The sequence below is a fragment of the Streptomyces sp. L2 genome (assembly GCF_004124325.1).
GTDB lineage: Bacteria > Actinomycetota > Actinomycetes > Streptomycetales > Streptomycetaceae > Streptomyces.
Genome location: NZ_QBDT01000001.1, coordinates 1,519,130 through 1,543,460, shown reverse-complemented (window position 1 = coordinate 1,543,460; position 24,331 = coordinate 1,519,130). Strand labels below are relative to the sequence as shown.

Below are 24,331 nucleotides of genomic sequence, written 5' to 3'. Positions count from 1 at the left end.
GGCTGACGACGCGCGACGCGGATTGGGTGAGGTAACAAGTGTCTGGACAGAAGGTGCCTGCACAGAACGTGTCTGCACAGAACGAGAAGATCGTCGAGGCTCTCCGGGCGTCACTGAAGGAGACCGAGCGGCTGCGCGAGCAGAACCGCCGGCTGACCGCCTCCGCGCACGAGCCCATCGCCATCGTCGGCATGGCCTGCCGCTACCCCGGGGGCGTCAACTCGCCTGAAGGCCTCTGGGAGTTGCTGGCCTCCGGAGGCGACGCCATCAGCCGCTTCCCGGAGGAGCGCGGCTGGGACACGGAGAGCCTGTACGACCCCGACCCCGACGCGGCCGGGCGGACGTACTCGGTCGAGGGTGGATTCCTCTCCCAGGCAGCGGAGTTCGACCCCGCGTTCTTCGGGATCAGCCCGCGCGAGGCGCTCGCCATGGACCCGCAGCACCGGCTGCTGCTGGAGACCTCGTGGGAGGCGTTCGAGCGGGCCGGGATCGACCCTGCGGGTGTGCGCGGCAGCGCCACCGGTGTCTTCGCCGGCGTCATGTACCACGACTACAGCGAGGTCCTGGAGCGCGCCACCGACGACCTGGAGGGCTTCCTCGGGGTCGGCGGCAGCATCGCCTCCGGCCGGGTGTCGTACGCCTTCGGCCTCGAAGGCCCGGCGGTCACCGTCGACACGGCCTGCTCGTCCTCGCTGGTCGCCGTGCACCTCGCCGCGCAGGCGCTGCGCAGCGGCGAGTGCACCCTGGCCCTGGCCGGCGGCGTGACCGTGATGGCCACTCCGGACACCTTCGTCGACTTCTCCCGGCAGCGCGGACTGGCCCCCGACGGCCGGTGCAAGCCGTTCGCGGAGGCCGCCGACGGCACCGGCTGGGGCGAGGGTGTCGGCATGCTCGTCCTGGAGAAGCTGTCCGACGCCCGCCGCAACGGACACCGGGTCCTCGCGGTCGTCCGAGGCTCGGCGATCAACCAGGACGGTGCCAGCAACGGCCTCACCGCCCCCAACGGCCCCTCCCAGCAGCGTGTCATCCGCCAGGCCCTCGCCTCCGCCCGCCTCACTCCGCAGCAGGTCGACGCGGTCGAGGCGCACGGCACCGGCACCCGGCTGGGTGACCCGATCGAGGCGCAGGCGCTGCTGGCGACCTACGGGCAGGACCGTGCCGAGGGCGCTCCGCTGTGGCTGGGCTCGATCAAGTCCAACCTCGGCCACACGCAGGCTGCGGCCGGCGTCGCCGGGATCATCAAGATGGTCCTCTCCCTGCGCAACGAGGAACTGCCGCGCACCCTGCACGTCGACACCCCCTCCAGTCACGTCGACTGGACCGAGGGCGCGGTGGAGCTGCTCACCGAAGCCCGGCCCTGGGAGGCGGGGGAGCGGACCCGGCGCGCCGGCGTCTCCTCCTTCGGCATCAGCGGCACCAACGCCCACGTGATCATCGAGGAGGCCCCCGCCGAGGAGGCCGTCCAGGCGGACGAGGGTGCCCCGCTGCCGGTCGTGCCGTGGATCGTCTCCGGCAAGTCGGCCGAGGCCGTCCGGGCCCAGGCCGCCCGCCTCCTCGACTTCGCCACCGCTCACCCCGACCTCGCCCCGGCCGCCGTCGGCCGCGCGCTCGCCACCGGCCGCTCGGCGCTGCCGTACCGCGCGGGCATCGTCGCCGCCGACCGCGAGGACCTGCTGACCGGCCTGGAGACACTCACCCACGGGGACGCGACCGCCGCCAAGGCCGGCCCGACGGCGTTCCTGTTCACGGGGCAGGGGAGCCAGCGGGCGGGGATGGGGCGTGAGCTGTATGAGGCCTTCCCTGTGTTCGCTGCTGCGTTGGACAAGGTGTGCGGTGCGCTGGACACCCATCTCGAACGTCCGCTGAAGGACGTCATGTTCGCCGGGGAAGGGCTGGACGAGACGGCGTACACCCAGCCCGCCCTGTTCGCCCTCGAAGTCGCCCTGTTCCGGCTCCTGGAGGCATGGGGCATACGGCCCGAGGTGCTGGCCGGGCACTCCATCGGTGAGCTGGCCGCCGCGCACGTGGCCGGTTTGTGGTCGCTGGAGGACGCGGCGAAGCTGGTGGCTGCTCGCGGCCGGCTGATGCAGCAGCTTCCGGCGGGCGGTGCGATGGCTGCCGTGCAGGCGACCGAGGATGAGGTGCGGGCCGTGTTGCCGGACGGCACCGGCATCGCCGCTGTGAACGGACCGAACGCGATCGTCGTGTCCGGCCCCGAAGCGGGTGTGAACTCGGTTGTCAGCCACTTCACCGGTGAAGGCCGTAAAGCGAAGAAGCTCACCGTGAGCCACGCTTTCCACTCGCCCCTGATGGAGCCGATGCTCGACGAGTTCGAGCAGATCGCCGCCCAGCTCACCTACACCGAGCCCGCCCTCCCGATCGTCTCCACCCTCACCGGCACGACGGTCTCCTACGGCGACCTCGCACAGCCCTCCTACTGGGTCCGCCACGTCCGCGAAGCCGTCCGCTTCGCGGACGCGATCACCACCCTCGACGGCCAGGGCATCGCCGCCTTCCTGGAGCTCGGTCCCGACGCCGCCCTCACCCCGATGGTCGCCGACGCGCGTGCCGTCCCCACCCTCCGCCGAGACCGCGCCGAACCCCAAGCCCTGGTCGAGGCGCTGACCCGGCTGCACTGCGCCGGTGGCGAGGTCAGCTGGCAGGCGTTCTACGCCGACACCCCGGCCCGCCACATCGACCTGCCGACCTACGCCTTCCAGCACGAGACGTACTGGCCGACCACGGCCCCCTACGCCGCCTCGGACGCGGCCGGGCTCGGGCTGACCGCCGCCGGGCACCGCATCCTCGCCGGTGCCATGGAACTGCCGGACAGCGAAGGCATCCTGTTCACCGGCCGTCTCTCACTCGCGACCCACCCCTGGCTGGCCGAGCACGCCGTGAACGGCACCGTCATCGTGCCCGGCGCCGCCCTCGTCGAGATCGCCGTACGCGCCGGAGACCAGATCGGCCGCGGCACCGTACGCGACCTGACCCTGCACGCCCCCCTCGTCCTCGACGAGCGAGGCGGAGTCGCCCTGCGCGTCGCCGTCCGGCTCGGCGAGGGCGCAGAGCCCGCCGTCACCGTGCACTCCCGCCCGGAAGGGGAGGACGACTGGACGCTGCACGCCGAGGGCTCCCTGTCCGCCGAGGCCGTCACGCCCGCCGACCTCGGTACCGCCTGGCCCCCGGCCGGCGCCGAGCCGGTCGACACCACGGGCCTCTACGACGACCTGGCCGGCATCGGGCTCCAGTACGGTCCGCTCTTCCAGGGCGTCACCGCGGCCTGGCGGACCGCCGACGGCGCCGTCCACGCCGAGGTCGCCCTCCCCGAGGGCACGGACACCCACGGCTACGGCATCCACCCCGCCCTCCTCGACGCCTCCCTGCACACCATCGGCCTGCTCGTCAGCGGCGAGAGCGACACCGGGGGCGCCCGCCTCCCCTTCTCCTGGAGCGACTTCGCGCTGTACGCCGCCGGCGCCTCGGCGCTGCGGGTGCGCGTCGCGGGCGAGGGTTCGGGCTACCGGATCGACCTCGCCGACCCGTCCGGCGCGCCCGTCGCCACCGTCGGGGCGCTCGCGCTGCGCGCCCTGCCCACCGCGCCGACGGGCGCCGCGCGCGGGCACGACTCGCTGTACCGCCTGGACTGGCAGAAGACCGCCCCGGCGCAGCCCGGTACGACGTCCGTGTCCTGCCGGGTCATCGGACCGGACCCGCTCCAGCTCGTGGACCTGATCACGGAGACCGGCGGCCGGCACACGCAGGGCACCGACGACGCCGAACTGACCTTCGCCACCTTCGTCACCGCCGGCTTCGAGCCGCGCGACGCCGTGCACCGGGCGCTGGACGTCGTCCAGGAGTGGCTGGCGGGCGACCGGCCCGAGGGGGCCCGGCTCGTGCTCGTCACCTCGGGTGCCGTGGCCGCCGCGCCCGGCGACCGGGTCCCCGACCCGGCGGCCGCCGCCGTGGTCGGCCTCGCCCGGTCCGCCCAGTCCGAGCACCCCGGGCGGATCGTCCTGGTCGACCTCGACACCTCCGCCGAGTCCGCCGACGCCCTGCTGCCCACGCTCACCGGCAGCGACGAACCCCAGTTCGCCCTGCGCTCCGGGCAGTTGCTGGCACCCCGGCTCGTCCGGAACGTGGGCTCCGAGCTGAGCCTGCCCGGGGGCGACGCGCCCTGGCGGCTCGACTTCACCCCGACCGGCACCCTGGACAGCCTCTACGTCGCCGACTTCCCCGAGGCCGCCGAGCCCCTCGCCGAGGGACAGATCCGGGTCGCGATCCGCGCGGCCGGCGTCAACTTCCGCGACGTGATGAACGTCCTCGGCATGTACCCGGGCGACGCCGGGCGGCTCGGCCTCGAAGCCGCCGGTGTCGTCGTGGAGGTCGGGCCGGGCGTGGACCGGTTCACCGTCGGGGACCGGGTCATGGGCCTGTTCTCCGGGGCGTTCGGACCGCTCTCGGTCGTCGACCACCGGCTGGTCTCCGCGATGCCGTCCACCTGGACGTTCGCCGAGGCGGCCGCCGCCCCCGTCGTCTACCTCACCGCCTACTACGCCCTCGTCGACCTGGCCGGCCTCTCCGCCGGCGAGTCCATCCTGGTGCACGCCGCCGCCGGCGGTGTCGGCACCGCCGCCGTGCAGCTCGCCCGTCACCTGGGCGCCGAGGTGTACGGCACCGCCAGCCCCGCGAAGTGGGCCGCCGTGCGCGCCCTCGGCGTCGACGAGGACCGCATCGCCAACTCCCGCACCCTGGAGTTCGAGCAGCACTTCCTGGAGGCCACCGACGGGCAGGGCATGGACGTCGTACTCGACTCCCTCGCCCGGGAGTTCGTCGACGCCTCGCTGCGCCTGCTGCCGCGCGGCGGCCGGTTCGTCGAGATGGGCAAGACCGACATCCGCGACGCGGACGAGGTCGCCGCGGCCCATCCCGGCGTCACGTACAAGGCGTTCGACGTCATGGACGCCGGGCCCGACCGCATCATGGACATGTACGGCGCGCTCCTCGACCTGTTCGAGAGCGGCGCCCTGCGTCCGCTGCCCGTCACCGCGTGGGACGTGCGCGAGGCGCCGGAGGCGCTGCGGGTCATGGGACAGGCCCGGCACACCGGCAAGCTGGTGCTGACCGTGCCCGCGCCGCTGAACCCCGAGGGCACCGTCCTCGTCACCGGCGCGACCGGCGCCCTCGGCGGGCTCCTCGCCCGGCACCTGGTCACCGAGCACGGCGCGCGGCACCTGCTGCTGGCCAGCCGGCGCGGCGACCGCGCCCCCGGAGCCGGTGAACTCATCAGCGCGATCAATCAGTTGGGCGCCACGGCGGAGCTGATCGCCTGCGACACCGCCGACCGGGACGCCGTCTCCGCAGCCCTGGCCGCCGTACCGGAGGCGCATCCGCTGACCGCCGTCGTGCACGTCGCCGGTGTCCTCGACGACGGGGTCCTCGACTCGATGACCCCGGAACGGCTGGACAAGGTCCTCGCGCCGAAGGCGGACGCCGCCCGGCACCTGCACGAGCTGACCCGGCTCGCCGACCTGTCCGCGTTCGTGCTGTTCTCCTCCGCCGCCGGCACCTTCGGCAACGCCGGACAGGCCAACTACGCAGCCGCCAACGCCTACCTGGACTCCCTCGCCGCGCACCGCCGCGCCCAGGGCCTGCCCGGGCTCTCGCTCGGCTGGGGACTGTGGGCCGCCGAGGGCGGCGGCATGGCGGACAGCCTCGACGAGGCCGAGCGGGCCCGCATGGCCCGCTCCGGCTCCGCCGCGTTCACCGGCGAGGAGGGCCTGGCGCTGTACGACACCGCGCTCGCCCTGCCGCACGCCGCGCTCGTCCCCATCCACCTGGACCTGCCCGCCTCGGCCGCGCCCGAGGAGGTGCCCGCGCTGCTGCGCGCCCTGGTGCGCACCCCGGCCCGGCGCACCGCCCGCGCCGCCGGCAAGGCGGCCGGGGGAGGAGAACTGGCCGCACGGCTGGCCCCGCTCGGCGCCGGCGAGCAGCACGCGCTGCTGCTGGACGTCGTCCGCACCCACGCCGCCGCCGTCCTCGGACACAGCAACCCCGAGGCCGTCGACGTCACCCAGGCGTTCAAGGACCTGGGCTTCGACTCCCTCACCGGCGTCGAGTTCCGCAACCGGCTCGCCGCCGCCTGCGGCCTCAGGCTCCCGGCGACGCTGGTCTTCGACTACCCGGCGCCCGAGGCCCTCGCCGGCTACCTCCGCGAGGAACTCGTCGGCTCGCTGCCCGCCACAACGCAGGCCGCGGGCACGGCCCTTGGCACGGACGAGCCCATCGCCATCGTGTCCATGGCCTGCCGGTTCCCCGGCGGGGTCCGCTCGCCCGAGGACCTGTGGCGGCTGCTCGCGACCGGCGGCGACGCCATGGGCGCCATGCCCGGCGACCGTGGCTGGGACATCGACGCCGTCGTCGACCCGACCGGCGAACGCCCCGGCACCAGCTACACCGACCAGGGCGGCTTCCTGCCCGACGCGCCCCTCTTCGACGCCCCCTTCTTCGGCATCAGCCCCCGCGAGGCCCTCGCCATGGACCCGCAGCAGCGGATCCTGCTGGAGACCTCCTGGGAGGCCCTGGAGCGCGCCGGACTCGACCCGCACACCCTGCGCGGCAGCAGCACCGGCGTCTTCGCCGGACTGATCTACCACGACTACGGCAACGGCGCCGGATACGGCCACCTGCCCGACGGCGTCGAGGGCTTCCTCGGCACCGGCACCTCCGGCGGTGTGGCCTCCGGCCGCATCTCCTACGTCCTCGGCCTCGAAGGCCCCGCCGTCACCGTCGACACCGCCTGCTCGTCCTCCCTGGTCGCCCTGCACATGGCCGTCCAGGCGCTGCAGCGCGGCGAGTGCGATCTGGCCCTGGCCGGCGGTGTCACCGTGATGGCCACCCCGGACACCTTCGTCGACTTCTCCCGGCAGCGCGGGCTCGCCGCCGACGGCCGCTGCAAGGCGTTCGCCGACACCGCCGACGGCACCGGCTGGGCCGAGGGCGTCGGCATGGTCCTCGTCGAGCGGCTCTCCGACGCGCGGCGCCACGGCCACGACATCCTCGCCGTCGTCCGCGCCAGCGCCCTCAACCAGGACGGCGCCAGCAACGGCCTGACCGCCCCCAACGGCCCCTCCCAGCAGCGCGTCATCCGGCAGGCCCTCGCCACCGCCGGCCTCGCGCCCGCCGACGTCGACGCCGTCGAGGCGCACGGCACCGGCACCAGGCTGGGCGACCCCATCGAGGCACAGGCCCTCCTCGCCACCTACGGCCAGGACCGGCCCGAGGATGCCCCGCTCTGGCTCGGCTCGGTGAAGTCCAACCTGGGGCACACCCAGGCCGCCGCCGGCATCGCCGGTGTCATCAAGATGGTCGAGGCCCTCGGCCACGAGGAACTGCCCGCCACCCTGCACGTCGACGAGCCCAGCTCGCACATCGACTGGGAGGCCGGCGCCGTACGCCTGCTCACCGAGGCCCGGCCCTGGCCGCGCCGCGAGGACTCGGCCCGCCGGGCCGGAGTGTCCGCGTTCGGGTTCAGCGGCACCAACGCCCACGTCATCCTGGAGGAGGCGCCCGCACCCGCCGCCGTACCCGAGAAGGAGGAGCAGGCGGCCGGGCCCGTGCCGTGGCTGCTGACCGCCCGCACCCCCGAGGCGCTGCGCGAGCAGGCCCGCCGGCTCGGCGAGCAGCTCGCCGGACGCGAACTCGGCGCCGCCGACCTCGACCGCGTGGGCCACTCCCTGGCCACCACCCGCACCCCGTTCGAGTACCGGGCCGTCCTCGTCGGCGACGACGGCGAGCAGCTGCTGAGGGGCCTCGCCGACCTCGCCGACGGCAACCCGGCCGCCGGGATCGAGGAAGGACTCGCCGCCCCCGCCGGCAAGACCGTGTTCGTCTTCCCCGGCCAGGGCTCGCAGTGGGTGGGCATGGCCCGCGAACTCATGGACGCCTCCGAGGTGTTCCGGGCCCGGATCGAGGAGTGCGCCGCCGCCGTCGACGCCCACACCGACTGGTCCCTCGTCGACGTCCTGCGCGGAGCCGACGGCGCCGCCGCCCTGGAACGCGTCGACGTCGTCCAGCCCGCCCTGTGGGCCGTGATGGTGTCCCTGGCCGCGCTCTGGGAGTCGTACGGCATCGTCCCCTCGGCCGTCGTCGGACACTCGCAGGGCGAGATCGCCGCCGCCTGCGTGGCCGGCGCGCTCAGCGTCGAGGACGCCGCCCGCGTCGTCACCCTGCGCAGCCGGGCCCTGATACGGCTCGCCGGCACCGGCGGCATGGTGTCCGTACCGCTGCCCGCCGCCCGCGTCGAGGAACTCCTCCAGCGGTGGCCGGACCAGATCTCGGTCGCCGCCGTCAACGGGCCCGCCTCCACGGTCGTCTCCGGCGACCCGGACGCCCTCGACGCGCTGCTGGAACACTGCGAGAGCGACGGCGTGCGCGCCCGCCGCATCCCCGTCGACTACGCCTCCCACTCCGCGCACGTGGAATCCCTGCGCGAGGAGCTGGAAGAACTCCTCGCCCCCGTACGCCCCCGCGCCGGCCGGATCCCGCTGCACTCCACGCTGGAGGACCGGCTCATCGACGGGCACGAGATGAACGCCTCCTACTGGCACCGCAACCTGCGGCACACCGTCCGCTTCGAGCCCGCCGTGCGCTCCCTCGCCGGCACCGGCCACACCGTGTTCGTCGAGTGCTCCCCGCACCCGGTGCTGACCGTCGGCCTCACCGACACCCTCGCGGACGCCGGCGCCGACACCGCCGTCGTCACCGGCACCCTGCGCCGCGACGACGGCGGCACCGGCCGCGTCCTCACCTCGCTGGGCCGGCTCGTCGTCCACGGCGTCCGCCCCGACTGGGACGCCGTGTTCGCGGGCCGCGCCACCGGCCGGGCGCCGCTGCCCACCTACCCCTTCCAGGGCGAGCGGTACTGGCTGGAGCCCACCACCGCCGCACCGGCCGACCCGGCCGCCGTCGGCCAGAGCGACGCGGCGCACCCGCTGCTCGGCGCGGCCGTCACCCTGCCCGGCGACGGCGGACTCGTCCTCACCGGACGCCTGTCCCTCGCCGCGCAGCCCTGGCTCGCCGACCACGCCGTCGGCTCCACCGTCGTCGTCCCCGGCACCGCCCTGCTGGAGATGGCCGTCCGCGCCGGCGACGAGGCGGCCCACCCGCACCTGGCCGACCTCACCCTGGAGGCGCCGCTCGTCCTGCCCGAGCGCACGGAGACCCACCTCCGGGTCGTCGTCGCCGGAACGGGGGAGGACGGCCGCACGGTGACCGTGTACGCGCGGCCCGCCGACGCCCTGCCCGACGACGAGTGGACCCGGCACGCCACCGGCCTGCTCACCCGGGAGCCTGCCCCGGCCGGCGACCACCTCGCCGCCTGGCCGCCCGCCGGCGCCGACAGCGTCGACACCTCCCGCCTCTACGCCGACCTCGGCGCCCTCGGCCTGGACTACGGGCCCGCCTTCCGGGGCCTGCGCTCCGCCTGGCGCACCGACGACGCCCTGTACGCCGAGGTTGCCCTGCCCCTCGAAACCGCCGCCCAGGCAGCCGAGTTCGGCCTCCACCCGGCCCTCCTCGACTCCGCCCTGCACGCCATCGCGCTCGGCGGCTTCCTCGACGCGGGCGACGGCGGACCCTGGCTGCCGTTCTCCTGGTCCGGCGTCACCCTGCACAGCACCGGCGCCGCCGCGCTGCGCGTGCGGATCGCCGCCGCCGGGGAGGGCGCGGTGTCCGTCACCGTCACCGACACCGCCGGGGCGCCCGTCGCCACCGTGGAGTCACTGGGCCTGCGCCAACTGCCCGCCGATGCCCTGGCCCGGCTGTCGCAGGCGGCCGGGAACCCGTTCCGCGACACCCTGTTCCACGTCGACTGGACGGCTCTGCCCACCCCGGACACGTCCGAAGTCCCCGACGACTGGGCGGTGTTCGGCGACGACCCGCTCTTCCCCGGCCTGCCCGAGATCTTCTCCACCGAGGAACTCGACGGCGGCATCGGCACCGTCCTCGCCCCCGTGCACTGGCAGAGCACGATCGACGACGCCGTGATGCAGACCCTCGGCGACCTCCAGGTGTGGCTGTCCGACCCGCGCACCGACACCGCCCGCCTGGTCGTCGTCACCCGCGGAGCCGTCTCCACCGAACCCGGCGAGGACATCGCCGACCTCGCGCAGGCCGCCGTCCACGGACTCGTCCGCACCGCGCAGACCGAGAGCCCGGACCGGATCGTCCTCGCCGACATCGGCACCGAGGTCCCCTCCCGGGCCCTGCTCGCCGCCGCGCTCGCCACCGGCGAACCCGAGTTCGCGCTCCGCGACGGCGAGATCCGCGTCCCGCGCCTGGCCCGCACCGAACCGGCCGACGACGCCACGGCGCACACCTGGGCGCCCGACGGCACCGTCCTCGTCACCGGCGGCACCGGCGGCCTCGGCGCCCTCGTCGCCCGCCACCTCGTCACCGAGCACGGCGTGCGCAGCCTGGTCCTGGCCGGCCGCCGGGGCCCCGACGCCCCCGGCGTCACCGAACTCGCCGAGGAACTCGCCGAGTCCGGTGCAACGGTCGCCGTCGAGGCCGTCGACATCACCGACCGGGACGCCCTCGCCGCCCTCCTGGACCGGCACGCGCCGCGCGCCGTCGTCCACGCGGCCGGAGTCCTCGACGACGCCACCCTCGGCCGGCTCACCCCGGAGAAACTGGAGACCGTCCTCGCCCCCAAGGCCGTAGCGGCCCAGCACCTGCACGAGCTGACCGCCGGCCGCGACCTGGACGCCTTCGTCCTGTTCTCCTCCTCCGCCGGCACCTTCGGCAACGCCGGCCAGGCCAACTACGCGGCCGCGAACGCCTACCTGGACGCCCTCGCCGCCCACCGGCGCGCGAACGGCCTGCCCGCCGTCTCCCTCGCCTGGGGCCTGTGGAACCAGGGCAGCGGCAGCGGCATGACCGGCCACCTCGACGCCGCTGACCTCGCCCGGCTCGCCCGGTCCGGAATCCGCCCGCTCGACCCCGAGCAGGGCCTCGCCCTCCTGGACGCCGCTCTCGGCGCCCACGGCGCGCACCACCCGCAGCTCGTGCCCATCGGCCTCAACACCGCCGGACTGCGCGGCGCGAGCGACGGCACGGCCGTACCGCACCTGTACCGCGGCCTGGTCCGCACCCAGGCCCGGCCCGCCGCGCACGCTGCCCCCACCGCCACCGCGGCGGCCGAGGGCGCGGGCGGCCCCGGCGAGGCACTGCGCGCCCGCCTCGCCACGCTGCCCGCCGACGGCTGGGAGACCGCGCTGCTCGACCTCGTCCAGTCGTACGCGGCGGCCGTCCTCGGCTTCGCCGGACCGTCGGCCGTCGCCGCCACCCGCTCCTTCAAGGAACTCGGCTTCGACTCGCTCACCGCCGTCGAGTTCCGCAACCGGCTCACCGCCGCCACCGGCATCCGGCTCTCCGCCACCGCCGTCTTCGACCACCCGACGCCGCTCGCCCTGGCCCGCCTGCTCCACACCGAACTGGCACCCGAGCAGACCGACCCGGCCGAGGGCGTCCTCGCCGAACTCGACCGGCTGGAGAGCCACCTGCCGGACGCCTCGCTGGACGACGAGGCACACCGGGCGGTCACGGCCAGGCTGGAGGACCTGCTGGCCCGCTTCAAGAGCATGCGCACCGCACAGTCCGACGGCTCCGACGACGTGGGCGCCCGGCTGCAGGACGCCTCGTCCGACGAGGTGCTGGCCTTCATCACGGACGAACTCGGCATCTGACACGGGGTCCCGCCGCCGTCGCACGAGGGGAGCACACCGGACGCACCGGATGCACCGGACACATCGGATGCACCGGAAGCACCGGTCCCCTCGTGCGACGCGGTGGCGATCAGAGGGGAAGTAGGGAAACACATGGCTGACGAGAAACAGCTGGTCGACACGCTCAAGCGGGTCGCGGCCGACCTGCACGACACCCGTCGGCGGCTGCGCGAGGCCGAGGACAGGGAACACGAGCCCATCGCGATCGTCGGCATGGCCTGCCGCTTCCCCGGCGGCGTCGGCTCGCCCGAGGACCTCTGGGCCATGCTCGACGCCGGCCGCGACGGCATGTCCCCCTTCCCCCGCGACCGAGGCTGGACCCTGGACCAGCTCGCCGCCAGCGACGGCCACGACGACACCGGCCGCCGCGCCGGCTTCCTCCAGGACGCCGCCGGCTTCGACGCAGAGTTCTTCGGCATCAGCCCCCGCGAGGCCCTCGCCATGGACCCCCAGCAGCGGGTCCTGCTGGAGACCTCCTGGGAGGCCCTGGAACGGGCGGGCGTCGACCCCCGCACCCTGGCCGGCACCCGCACCGCCGTCTACGCTGGCGTCAGCAGCAACGACTACCTGCGCGGCCTGACCCGCATGCCCGACTCCATCGCCGGCCACATGATGACCGGCGTCGCCGCCAGCGTCCTGTCCGGCCGCGTCTCCTACGCCCTCGGCCTCGAAGGCCCCTCCGTCACCATCGACACCGCCTGCTCCTCCTCCCTCGTCGCCGTCCACCTCGCCGCCCAGGCGCTGCGCGGCGGCGAATGCGCCCTGGCCCTCGCCGGCGGCGTCACCGTCATGGGCTCCGCCGGTACGTTCCTGGAGTTCAGCCGCGCCGACGGCCTCTCCCGCGACGGCCGCTGCAAGGCCTTCGCCGAGGCCGCCGACGGCACGGGCCTCTCCGAGGGCGTGGGCGTCCTGGTCCTGGAGCGCCTGTCCGAGGCCCGCCGCAACGGCCACAACGTCCTCGCGGTGGTCCGCGGTTCGGCCATCAACCAGGACGGTGCGAGCAACGGGCTGACGGCCCCGAACGGTCCGTCCCAGCAGCGTGTCATCAAGCAGGCGCTGGCCGCCGCCCGGCTCACTCCGCAGCAGGTCGACGCGGTCGAGGCGCACGGTACGGGCACCAAGCTGGGCGACCCGATCGAGGCGCAGGCGCTGCTGGCGACCTACGGTCAGGACCGCGCCGAGGGCGCTCCGCTGTGGCTGGGCTCGATCAAGTCCAACCTCGGCCACACCCAGGGCGCCGCCGGTATGGCCGGCGTCATCAAGATGGTGCTCGCCCTCCGCCACGAGCGGCTGCCCGCCACGCTCTGCGTCGACCAGCCGTCCACCCACGTCGACTGGTCGGCGGGGGCGGTGGAACTCCTCACCGAGGCCAAGCCGTGGAAGGCGGCGGAGCAGCGGGTACGGCGGGCCGGCGTCTCCTCCTTCGGGATCAGCGGCACCAACGCCCACGTGATCGTGGAGGAGGCACCGGAGGAGGAGGCACCTGCTTCGGTTGCTGAGCCGGCCGCGTTTCCGGTGGTGCCGTGGATCGTGTCCGGTGCGAGCGAGGAGGCGGTGCGGGGGCAGGCGGCGCGGCTGCGTGAATTCGTCGCCGGTCGAGCTGAGTTGGACCTCGCCGATGTGGGGTGCTCGCTGGTGACCCGGCGGTCGGCGTTCGGGTACCGGGCGGGTGTGGTGGCGGGGGACCGTGAGGGACTGCTGGCCGGGCTGGAGGCGGTCGAGGGTGGCAAGGCTGTGCCGTCGGGTCCGGTGGCGTTCCTGTTCACGGGGCAGGGGAGTCAGCGGGCGGGGATGGGGCGTGAGCTGTATGAGGCCTTCCCTGTGTTCGCCGCTGCGCTGGATGAGGTGTGCGCTGTCCTGGACGCCCACCTGGAACGTCCGCTGAAGGGTGTGATGTTCGGCGGGGAGGGGCTGGACGAGACGGGGTACACACAGCCCGCGCTGTTCGCCTTCGAGGTGGCGTTGTTCCGGTTGCTGGAGGCGTGGGGTGTACGGCCTGACGTGCTGGCCGGGCATTCGATCGGTGAGCTGGCTGCCGCGCATGTGGCGGGGCTGTGGTCGCTGGAGGACGCGGCGACGCTGGTGGCGGCTCGTGGCCGGCTGATGCAGGAGTTGCCTGCGGGCGGTGCGATGGCGGCTGTGCAGGCGGCCGAGGACGAAGTCCTTGCCGTGCTGCCTGAGGGCACCGGTATCGCGGCTGTGAACGGACCGAACGCGATCGTCGTGTCCGGCCCCGAAGCGGGTGTGAACTCGGTTGTCAGCCACTTCACCGGTGAAGGCCGGAAGGCGAAGAAGCTCACCGTGAGCCACGCGTTCCACTCACCGCTGATGGAGCCGATGCTCGACGAGTTCGAGCAGATCGCCACCCAGCTCACCTACACCCAGCCCAAGTACCCGATCGTCTCCACCCTCACGGGCACGACGGTCTCCTACGACGACCTTTCCCAGCCTTCCTACTGGGTCCGCCACGTCCGCGAAGCCGTCCGCTTCGCCGACGCGATCGCCACCCTCGACGGCGAGGGCATCGGCACCTTCCTCGAACTCGGCCCCGACGCGGTCCTGACCGCCATGGCAGCCGACCCCCGAGCCGTCCCCACCCTCCGCCGAGACCGCACCGAACCCCAAGCCCTGACAGAAGCCCTCACCCGACTCCCCTCCGTCGACTGGACAGCGTTCTTCGGCCCCGGCCGCGAGCCCGTCGACCTCCCCACCTACGCCTTCCAGCACCGCCCCTACTGGTTCCGGAACAGTTCCGTGGCCTCGGGCGAGCCCGCCGACTTCGGGCTGGAGCCAGGTGGACACCCGCTGCTGGGCGCGGCCGTCGAACTGCCGGACACGGAAGGCGCGTTGTTCACCGGCCGTCTCTCACTCGCGACCCACCCATGGCTGGCCGAGCACGCAGTGAACGGCACCGTCATCGTCCCCGGCGCCGCCCTCGTCGAGATCGCCGTGCGCGCCGGAGACCAGATCGGCCGCGGCACCGTACGCGACCTGGCCCTGCACGCCCCCCTTGTCATACCCGAGACCGGCGCCGTCGCCCTGCGCGTCCGCGTCGGGGAGGGCGACGAGCCGGCGCTCACCGTGCACGCGCGCCTCGACGGCCAGGACACCTGGACCCTGCACGCGGAGGGCATCGTGGCGGCGGGCGGAAGCGAGCCCGCAGCGGGGACCGTCGCCTGGCCGCCCACCGCCGAGCCGGTCGACACCGAGCACCTCTATGTCGGCCTCGCCGCGCTGGGCCTGGAGTACGGCCCCCTCTTCCAGGGGCTGACCGCTGCCTGGCGCGATGCCGACGGGGTCGTGTACGCCGAGGTCGGTCTGCCCGAGGACGCGGAGACCGACGGGTACGGCATCCACCCCGCCCTGCTCGATGCCGCCCTGCACGCCGTGGCCGCCGGGGAGTTGCTGCCGGAACCCGACCCCGGGTCCGCCTGGCTGCCGTTCTCCTGGTCCGACGTCACCCTGCACGCCACCGGCGCCCGCACCCTGCGCGTCCGGGTCGCCGCCACCACGCCCGGCACGGTCACGCTCGACGCGGACGACGCCGAGGGGCGGCCCGTGCTGTCCGTCGGTTCACTCGCCCTCCGACCCGTGCCCGTCGGCCCGGGTGCGGGCGCCGGTACGGCGGGTGTCGGCGACGCGGCGTACGGCGTCGACTGGACCGCCGTAGAGGTGCCGGGCGCGGCAGCCGCGGAGCCGCTGCCGCTGCCCGAACCGGGCCGCGTGGAGCCCCTGCCCGTGGCGGGCTGGTCCGCGCTGGCCGCACCCGTGGGAGACTCGGCCGCCGAGACCGCGACGGTCGTGCTGGAGGCGCTCCAGGAGTGGCTGGAGCACGCCGTCCCAGAGGAGCGGCTGCTGGTCGTCACCCGGGGTGCCGTGTCCACCGCGCCCGGCGAGGACGTCGGCGATCTGGGCCAGGCCGCGGTCACCGGACTTGTCAGGGCGGCCCGCACCGAGTACCCGGGACGCCTGCTCCTCGTCGACCTCGACCTCGATACCGGACCGGGGGACGGCGACCTGCCCGCCGCCGTACTCGGCACCGAAGAGGACGAACTCGCCGTACGGCAGGGCGATCTGCGCGCCCCGCGCCTCGTGCGCGACACCCCCGACGCCGACCGCGTACCCGTCTGGCCGGTCACCGGCACCGTGCTGATCACCGGCGGCACCGGCGGCCTGGGCGCGCTCGTCGCCCGGCACCTGGTCTCCGAGCACGGAGTGCGCAGCCTGCTGCTGACCAGCCGGCGCGGCTCCGACGCCCCCGGTGCGTCCGAACTCGCCGACGCACTGCGGGAGTCGGGTGCGGAGGTGACCCTCGCCGCCTGCGACGTCGCCGACCGCGAAGCGCTCGCCGCGCTGCTCGACGGCCACCCCGGCATCAAGGCCGTCGTCCACACCGCGGGCGTCGTCGACGATGCGACCGTCGCCCGGCTCACCCCGGCCCAGCTGCGCCGCGTCCTCGCTCCCAAGGCCGACGCGGCCCGCCACCTGCACGAACTCACCGGCGAACTGGACGCGTTCGTGCTGTTCTCCTCCGCCGCCGGTGTCCTCGGCGGCGCCGGACAGGCCAACTACGCCGCCGCGAACGCCTCCCTGGACGCCCTCGCCGCACACCGCCGGGCCCACGGACAGCACGCCGTGTCCCTCGCCTGGGGCCTGTGGGACCCGGCCACCGGAGGCATGGGCGCCGGCCTGACCGACACCGACCTGGACCGCATGGCCCGCACCGGCCTGCGCCCCCTCGGCGCCGAACAGGGGCTCGCCCTCCTCGACGCGGCCGTCGCCGGCACCCGCCCGCTCACCGTGCCCGTCCGGCTCGACGTGCCCGCGCTCGCCCGCTCCCTCAGCGGAGCGGTCCCGGGGCTGCTGCGCTCCCTGGTCCGCGTCCCCGCCCGGCGCACCGCCGCGGGCGGCGGCACGGCGGCCGGCGGCACGGCGCTGCGCGACCGGCTGGCCGCGATCGCCGACCGGGACGAACGGACCGGGCTCCTCCTGGACCTCGTACGACGGCACGTCCGCACCGTCCTCGGCTTCCCGGACCAGCAGGCCGTCGAGGCCGACAAGCCGTTCAAGGACTTCGGCTTCGACTCCCTCACCGCCGTCGAGTTCCGCAACGGGCTCGCCGCCGAGACCGGCGTACGACTGCCCGCCACCCTCGTCTTCGACTACCCCACACCGCACGAACTCGTCGCCCACCTGCACAAGGAACTCGCGCCCGCCGACGACGACCCCGCCACCGCCCTGCTGCGCGGCCTCGACCACCTCGAACCCCTCATCGGCACCCAGGAGCTGGACCAGCTGACCCGCTCCCGGATCACCGTGCGCCTCCAGGCCCTGCTGGCCCGCTGGCAGGACACGGACCACCCGCAGCCGGCCGGGACCGAGGTCACCGACGACCTGGCAGCCGCCTCCGACGACGAACTCTTCGCCCTCCTCGACGGCGAGACCGGGAGCTGAACGACCATGGCAGCCACCACTGGACCCACCGGAGCCACCACAGCCACCGGCTCCACCGACCGCGAACAGAAACTGCGCGACTACCTGAAGAAGGCCACCGCCGACCTGATGCAGGCCCGCCGGCGCATCGAGGACCTGGAGTCCCGCACCCGCGAGCCCGTCGCCATCGTCGGCATGGCCTGCCGCTACCCCGGCGGCATCGCCTCCCCCGACGACCTCTGGCGGCTCGTCGCCGACGGCGGCGACGGCATGCGCGGCTTCCCCGCCGACCGCGGCTGGGACACCGACAACCTCTACGACCCCGACCCGAACGCCCTCGGCAAGAGCTACGCCAAGGAAGGCGGATTCCTCGACGCGGCAGGCGAGTTCGACGCCGCGTTCTTCGGGATCAGCCCGCGCGAGGCCCTCGCCATGGACCCGCAGCAGCGGCTGCTGCTGGAGGCGTCCTGGGAGGCGTTCGAGCACGCCGGGATCGACCCGGCCGCCGCCCGCGGTGCCCGCACCGGCGTGTACGCGGGGATCATGTACCACGACTACGGCTCCGACCGCGCGGCCCTGCCCGACGGCGTCGAGGGCTTCCTCGGCACCGGCACCGCGGGCAGTGTCCTGTCCGGCCGGATCTCCTACGCCCTCGGCCTGACCGGCCCCGCCGTCACCGTCGACACCGCCTGCTCGTCCTCCCTGGTCACCCTGCACCTCGCCGCACAGGCCCTGCGGGCGGGGGAGTGCTCCCTCGCCCTGGCCGGCGGCGTCACCGTCATGGCCACCCCCGACACCTTCATCGACTTCAGCCGGCAGCGCGGGCTGGCCCCCGACGGCCGCTGCAAGCCATTCGCGGAGGCAGCCGACGGGACCGGCTGGTCCGAGGGCGTCGGCGTGCTGCTCCTGGAACGCCTCTCCGACGCCCGCCGCAACGGCCACCGGGTCCTGGCCGTGGTCCGCGGCTCGGCCATCAACCAGGACGGCGCCAGCAACGGCCTCACCGCGCCCAGCGGCCCCTCCCAGCAGCAGGTCGTCCTCGACGCCCTCGCGAGCGCCGGGCTGTCCACCGACGACATCGACGCCGTCGAGGCCCACGGCACCGGCACCGTCCTCGGCGACCCCATCGAGGCACAGGCCCTGCTCGCCACCTACGGCCAGGGACGCGCCGCCGGCTCCCCGCTGTGGCTGGGCTCCATCAAGTCCAACCTCGGTCACACGCAGGCGGCGGCGGGCGCGGCCGGTGTCATCAAGATGGTGCAGGCCCTGCGCGCGGGCGTCCTGCCCCGCTCCCTGCACATCGACGCCCCCACCTCCCACGTGGACTGGTCGGCGGGCGCGGTGGAACTCCTCACCGAGAACCGCCCCTGGCCGGCCGGTGACCGCCCCCGGCGCGCCGCCGTGTCCGCGTTCGGCATCAGCGGCACCAACGTCCACGTGATCGTGGAGGAGGCACCGGAGGAGGAGGCACCGGGCGCGGTCGCCGAGCCGGCCGCGCTTCCGGTCGTCCCGTGGATCGTGTCCGGCAGAACGGCCGCCGCGGTACGGGCCCAGGCCGCACGCCTGCGGGACTTCGTCACGCGACGACCGGAACTGGATCCGGCGGACCTCGGCTTCTCGCTGGTGACCCGGCGGTCGGCGTTCGGGTACCGGGCGGGTGTGGTGGCGGGGGACCGTGAGGGACTGCTGGCCGGGCTGGAGGCGGTCGAGGGTGGCAAGGCTGTGCCGTCGGGTCCGGTGGCGTTCCTGTTCACGGGGCAGGGGAGTCAGCGGGCGGGGATGGGGCGTGAGCTGTATGAGGCCTTCCCTGTGTTCGCCGCTGCGCTGGATGAGGTGTGCGCTGTCCTGGACGCCCACCTGGAACGTCCGCTGAAGGGTGTGATGTTCGGCGGGGAGGGGCTGGACGAGACGGGGTACACACAGCCCGCGCTGTTCGCCTTCGAGGTGGCGTTGTTCCGGTTGCTGGAGGCGTGGGGTGTACGGCCTGACGTGCTGGCCGGGCATTCGATCGGTGAGCTGGCTGCCGCGCATGTGGCGGGGCTGTGGTCGCTGGAGGACGCGGCGACGCTGGTGGCGGCTCGTGGCCGGCTGATGCAGGAGTTGCCTGCGGGCGGTGCGATGGCGGCTGTGCAGGCGGCCGAGGACGAAGTCCTTGCCGTGCTGCCTGAGGGCACCGGTATCGCGGCTGTGAACGGACCGAACGCGATCGTCGTGTCCGGCCCCGAAGCGGGTGTGAACTCGGTTGTCAGCCACTTCACCGGTGAAGGCCGGAAGGCGAAGAAGCTCACCGTGAGCCACGCGTTCCACTCACCGCTGATGGAGCCGATGCTCGACGAGTTCGAGCAGATCGCCACCCAGCTCACCTACACCCAGCCCAAGTACCCGATCGTCTCCACCCTCACGGGCACGACGGTCTCCTACGACGACCTCTCCCGGCCCTCCTACTGGGTCCGCCACGTCCGCGAAGCCGTCCGCTTCGCCGACGCGATCACCACCCTCGACGGCCAGGGGGTAGGCACCTACCTGGAGTTGGGCCCCGACGCCGCCCTCACCCCGATGGTCGCCGACCCCCGAGCCGTCCCCACCCTTCGCCGAGACCGCACCGAACCCCAAGCCCTGGTCGAGGCCCTCACCCGCCTCCCCTCCGTCGACTGGACCGCCTACTTCGGCCCCGGCCGCAACCCCGTAGACCTGCCCACCTACGCCTTCCAGCACCAGCACTACTGGCTGGCCTCGGCCGGACGTGCCGCGGGCGGCGCGGCGGGCGCACCACAGGTGACGGCGCCGGAGCCCGAACCGGAGGAAGCCGAGGACCTGTTGACGGCCCTGCGTGCCGCGGACGAGGCGGGCCGGGCGGAGTTGCTGGGCAGGCTGGTGCGGGACGCCACGGCCGGCGTGCTCGGGCACACGGGTGCGGACGAGGCCATCGAGCCGGACAGCGATTTCATGGATCTTGGATTCACCTCGCTGCTGGCCGTCGAATTCCGTGACCGGCTCACCGCCGCGCTCGGCGGCCTGAAGTTGCCGGCCGCCGTGATCTACGAATACGGGACTCCCGAAGAACTCGTCGAGTACCTCGCGGAAGAACTTGAGGACACGCTGGCGGATTGAACCGGCGGTCGGGTCCCGGTAGGGGGCGCTAGGGGTGGCCATAGGGGCTCTCAGTCCCTTGGGCCACTTCTAGCATCTTCAGGACCCGGCAAAACGGCGCCATGCCAAGTCGAGAACTCGACAGACAAGTCAGGAAGGGGCAGCCGGTGGAAAACAACGACGTGTGGCTGAGAATAGGCGGCAACAGCAGCCGGAACGAGCTGGTGCTCGCCGTCGACTTCACCGCCACCGGCCGTCCCGACGCCCGCTTCTCCGATCTCTTCTCGCTCACCGCGGCGGGCCGCCACCACGTGTGGGAGACGATGCCGCAGGCCATCGCAACCGACGTGGGGCCGGGCGGCCAGGAGTACCTGGACCGCTGGTTCGACTCGGTGCGCGAGACCGGCCGGCCGGTCGGTGCCGTGCTCGGCTTCTGCGCCGGCTCGGTGTACGCGGCGGCGCTCGCCGAACGCCTCACCCAGTGGCAGGAAAGCGCCCCCCAGCTCATTCTGTTCGACCCGGAACTCGCCAACCCGCTCGGGCTCTACTGGCAGTTCCACACCTCCCTGAGCCTCTTCGAATCCATCGTGGGACCCGAACCGATCTCCGTGGCGAACACCGAGGGGCACCACATCCTGGAAAGCACCGACGACATCCGCGTGCTCGGCACCGAACTCGTCCGGCTTTTCCGGAGCGTGAGCGAACCCGCGTTCGACGCTCTCGACCTCGACGAGGAGAGCCGCGCCGAATTCACCGAGTCGTTCACCGCGTTCGTCGCGTATGTCGTCGCCGCGGGCGATTTCGGCTCCATGGAGAACTGGCACAGGGCGGTCGCCTTCAGCTCGTCGAGCCCGCTCAGCGGACTCAACCGGCTCCGCTCCACCGACCCGGAGACCGCGGCCCGCGTCGTGGCCAGGGAGATCCAGTTCGGGAGCGAGCACATGAACCTGCTGCGCGACGAGGCCGCCGCGAAGGCGCTGGACGCGCTGCTGTCCCCGCAGGACCTCTCCCGACAGATCCGGATGTGACATGACGACGACCCCAGAGACCAGCACCGCACGGGACGAGGGAGGCACCACCATCACGGCCCCGTCCCCGAAGACCGCGGCGACGACTCCCACGCAGACCACCGCGGAGACCGCCGGCCCCCGGCACGCCGCCCCCGAGCCCGCCCTGCGCGTCACGGGGCTGCGCAAGGACTACGGCGACGTCAAGGCCGTACGCGGGATCGACCTGTCCATCGCGCCCGGCGAAGTGGTCGCCCTGCTCGGCCCCAACGGCGCCGGCAAGTCCACTACCGTCGACATGATCCTCGGCCTGTCCCGGCCCACCGCGGGCAGCATCACCATCTTCGGCAAGGCGCCCTACCTGGCCGTACGGGACGGCATGGCGAGCGCCGTGCTGCAGGAGGGCTCGCTCATCGACGACCTGAGCGTCCGCGAGACCCTCGGGATGATCTCCTCCCTCTACAAGAACCCGCTGCCGATGGACGAGGTGCTGCGCCGCGCCAACATCGAGGACATCGCCGACCGGCGCGGCACCAAGCTGTCCGGCGGGCAGCGCCAGCGCGCCCGCTTCGCCTGCGCCCTCGTCGGCAACCCGCAGCTGCTCATCCTGGACGAGCCGACCTCCGCGATGGACGTCGGCAGCCGGCGCAAGTTCTGGGAGTCGATGCGCAAGTTCACCGACACCGGCCGCACGGTCGTCTTCGCCACCCACTACCTGGACGAGGCCGAGGAGTTCGCCGACCGGGTCGTGCTGATGCGGTCCGGCCAGATCGCCGCCGACGGCACTGTCGCCGAGATCCGCGCCCTCACCGCCGGCCGCATGCTGCGCGCCGCGGTCCCCGGCGCGAGCGCCGACGAGCTGAAGAAGCTGCCCGGCGTCACCGGCGCGGCCATCCGCCTGGACCAGGCCGAGCTGCACTGCGAGGACTCCGACGCGGCCGTGCGCGCCCTGGTGACACGGTATCCGGACGCCCACGACATCGAGATCAGCGCCACCGGCCTGGAGGAGGCGTTCCTCACGCTGACCGCGGACGACGCCGACCAGGACGGCACCCAGAACACGGAGGACGACGCCGCATGACCGGCTACCTGGCCATCGAGATCAAGCGGATGCTGCGCGGGCCGCGCTTCATCGTCTTCGCGTTCGTCGTGCCCGTCGTGATGTACCTGCTGGAGTGCATGCTCTACAAGAACCAGACCATCCCGCACTCCGGCGGCATCACCTACAGCGCCTGGCTGATGTGCAGCCTCGCCGCCTACAGCGCGTTCACGTCCTCCATGCACACCACCGCGCGGGTCGCGCACGAGCGGCAGATCGGCTGGCACCGGCAGCTGCGCCTGACCCCGCTGCTGCCGCGCACCTACCTGCTGACGAAGGTGTTCGTGGCGATGGTCGTGGCGCTGCCCGGCCCGGCGTTCGTCGCGCTGTTCGGCTGGCTGGTGCAGGACGTGCACCTGTCCGCGTCCGGCTGGCTGCAGATCACCCTCGGCATCTGGATCGCCGCCCTGCCGTGCGCGGTCCTCGGCCTGGTCATCGGCCTGTACGTGGCGCCCGAGCAGCAGCAGATGTACCTCCAGGGCCTGATCATCCTGTTCGGCTTCCTCGGCGGTCTGCTCCTGCCGACCACCGGCTTCCCGGACTGGCTGGTCGCCATCGTCAAGATCATGCCGAGCTACTGGCTCGCCGACATCGGCCACGGCGCCCTGCTGCACGACACCCGCGCGATCATCGGCGCGGGCGTGCTGGCCGCGTGGACGCTGGTGTTCTCCGGCGCGGTGGTCCTCAGCTACCGGCGCGAGGCCGCCCGGGCCTGAGCGGACCGCACGTCACAGCAGTCGTACGAGGAGGTGGGCGCCGGCCGTGGAGGCCGGCGCCCACGCGCATGTCCCCGTCGTCCATGTCCCCGTCTTCCGGCTCCCCCTCTTCTGCATCCGACCGAGAAGGACCCTCATGTTCCTGGCCCCCAGCCGCAAGGGCGTCGTCCCGTTCCGCGGCCACCACACCTGGTACCGCGTCACCGGAGACCTGCACAGCGGCCGCACGCCCCTCGTCGTCGCCCACGGCGGCCCCGGCTCCGTCCACGACTACCTTCTCAGCCTCACCGCGCTCGCCTCCGACGGCCGCCCGGTCATCCACTACGACCAGCTCGGCAACGGCCAGTCCACGCATCTCCCCGACAAGGGCGCCGACTTCTGGACCGTCGGCCTCTTCCTCGACGAACTCGACGCGCTCCTGGCGCACTTGGACATCGCCGACGACTATCTCCTCTTCGGCCAGTCCTGGGGCGGCATGCTCGGCGCGGAACACGCGGTACGCCGCCCGGCCGGCCTGCGCGGCCTCGTCATCGCCAACTCCCCGGCGTCGATGCCCCTGTGGCGTGCCGAGTGCGAGCGCCTCAAGGACGCCCTGCCGGCTGACGTCCGCGACACCCTGCGCCGCCACGAGGCCACCGGCGACTACGCCCACGCCGACTACCAGCGTGCCGTCCTCGCCTTCTACGAACGCCACCTGTGCCGGGCCCGCCCGCTGCCCCCGGAGGTCGGCACGACCCTCCTCGCCCTGCAGAGCGACCCCACGGTCTACGGCACCATGAACGGCCCCGCCGACTTCCACGTCATCGGCACCCTGAAGGACTGGACCGTCATCGACCGCCTTCCCGCGATCGAGGTCCCCACCCTCATCATCACCGGCGCCCACGACGAGGCCACCGAGGCCACGATCCGCCCCTTCCTCGACCACATCCCGAACTCCCGCTGGGAACTCTTCGAGGAGTCCAGCCACATGCCCCACGTCGAGGAACCCGACCGCTTCAACGAGGTCATGCGAACCTGGCTAGCCGACCTGGACTGAGGCAGCAGCCCAACGGTGAAGGGCCGGACCTGAAAGAGGTCCGGCCCTTCACCGTTGGGCGGGGTGAGGCTGGGGGGCCGGGCGAAGCCCGCCCCCCAGGGGCGCGGGACCCTGCCGATGTGCGGCTCCGCCGCGTGGGCGCGACAAGCCACAACGCACCCGCA

Annotated in this window: 7 protein-coding genes; all 7 read left to right on the top strand. The window is 73.6% G+C overall.

Annotated elements, in window-relative coordinates; genetic code table 11:
* Positions 1–68 precede the first annotated feature (68 nt).
* The 7 genes from DBP14_RS06420 (at position 69) to DBP14_RS06390 (ending at position 24,167) form a co-directional block, all read left to right on the top strand.
* Positions 69–11,747, top strand: coding sequence for a type I polyketide synthase (locus DBP14_RS06420; protein ID WP_129306066.1), 11,679 nt, complete (start codon positions 69–71; stop codon positions 11,745–11,747).
* A 132-nt stretch (positions 11,748–11,879) separates the two neighbouring features.
* Positions 11,880–17,240 carry a type I polyketide synthase gene (locus tag DBP14_RS06415; protein WP_129306065.1) on the top strand — a complete coding sequence of 1,787 codons (5,361 nt, stop codon included), beginning with the start codon at positions 11,880–11,882 and terminating at the stop codon, positions 17,238–17,240.
* A 6-nt stretch (positions 17,241–17,246) separates the two neighbouring features.
* Complete coding sequence (locus DBP14_RS06410) at positions 17,247–20,330, top strand: type I polyketide synthase (RefSeq protein WP_129306064.1); 3,084 nt, start codon at positions 17,247–17,249, stop codon at positions 20,328–20,330.
* 146 nt (positions 20,331–20,476) lie between these two features.
* Positions 20,477–21,337 (top strand): hypothetical protein, encoded by an 861-nt coding sequence (locus DBP14_RS06405; RefSeq protein WP_129306063.1) that lies wholly within the window; start codon positions 20,477–20,479, stop codon positions 21,335–21,337.
* Between the two features lies 1 nt (position 21,338).
* A complete protein-coding gene (locus DBP14_RS06400) occupies positions 21,339–22,397 on the top strand; it encodes an ABC transporter ATP-binding protein (RefSeq protein ID WP_129306062.1) in 1,059 nt (352 codons plus the stop codon).
* Positions 22,394–23,131, top strand: coding sequence for an ABC transporter permease (locus tag DBP14_RS06395; RefSeq protein ID WP_129306061.1), 738 nt, complete (start codon positions 22,394–22,396; stop codon positions 23,129–23,131). The genes DBP14_RS06400 and DBP14_RS06395 overlap by 4 nt, the downstream gene beginning before the upstream one ends.
* Before the next feature lie 136 nt (positions 23,132–23,267).
* Positions 23,268–24,167: a proline iminopeptidase-family hydrolase gene (locus DBP14_RS06390; RefSeq protein ID WP_129306060.1), complete on the top strand. Its 900-nt coding sequence runs from the start codon at positions 23,268–23,270 to the stop codon at positions 24,165–24,167.
* Positions 24,168–24,331: the final 164 nt, after the last annotated feature.

Excerpts from the sequence above, each read along its gene's own strand:
- DBP14_RS06415 (WP_129306065.1), top strand. The coding sequence starts at position 11,880 with ATGGCTGACGAGAAACAGCTGGTCGACACGCTCAAGCGGGTCGCGGCC.
- DBP14_RS06410 (WP_129306064.1), top strand. The coding sequence starts at position 17,247 with ATGGCAGCCACCACTGGACCCACCGGAGCCACCACAGCCACCGGCTCC.
- DBP14_RS06400 (WP_129306062.1), top strand. The coding sequence starts at position 21,339 with ATGACGACGACCCCAGAGACCAGCACCGCACGGGACGAGGGAGGCACC.
- DBP14_RS06395 (WP_129306061.1), top strand. The coding sequence starts at position 22,394 with ATGACCGGCTACCTGGCCATCGAGATCAAGCGGATGCTGCGCGGGCCG.
- DBP14_RS06390 (WP_129306060.1), top strand. The coding sequence starts at position 23,268 with ATGTTCCTGGCCCCCAGCCGCAAGGGCGTCGTCCCGTTCCGCGGCCAC.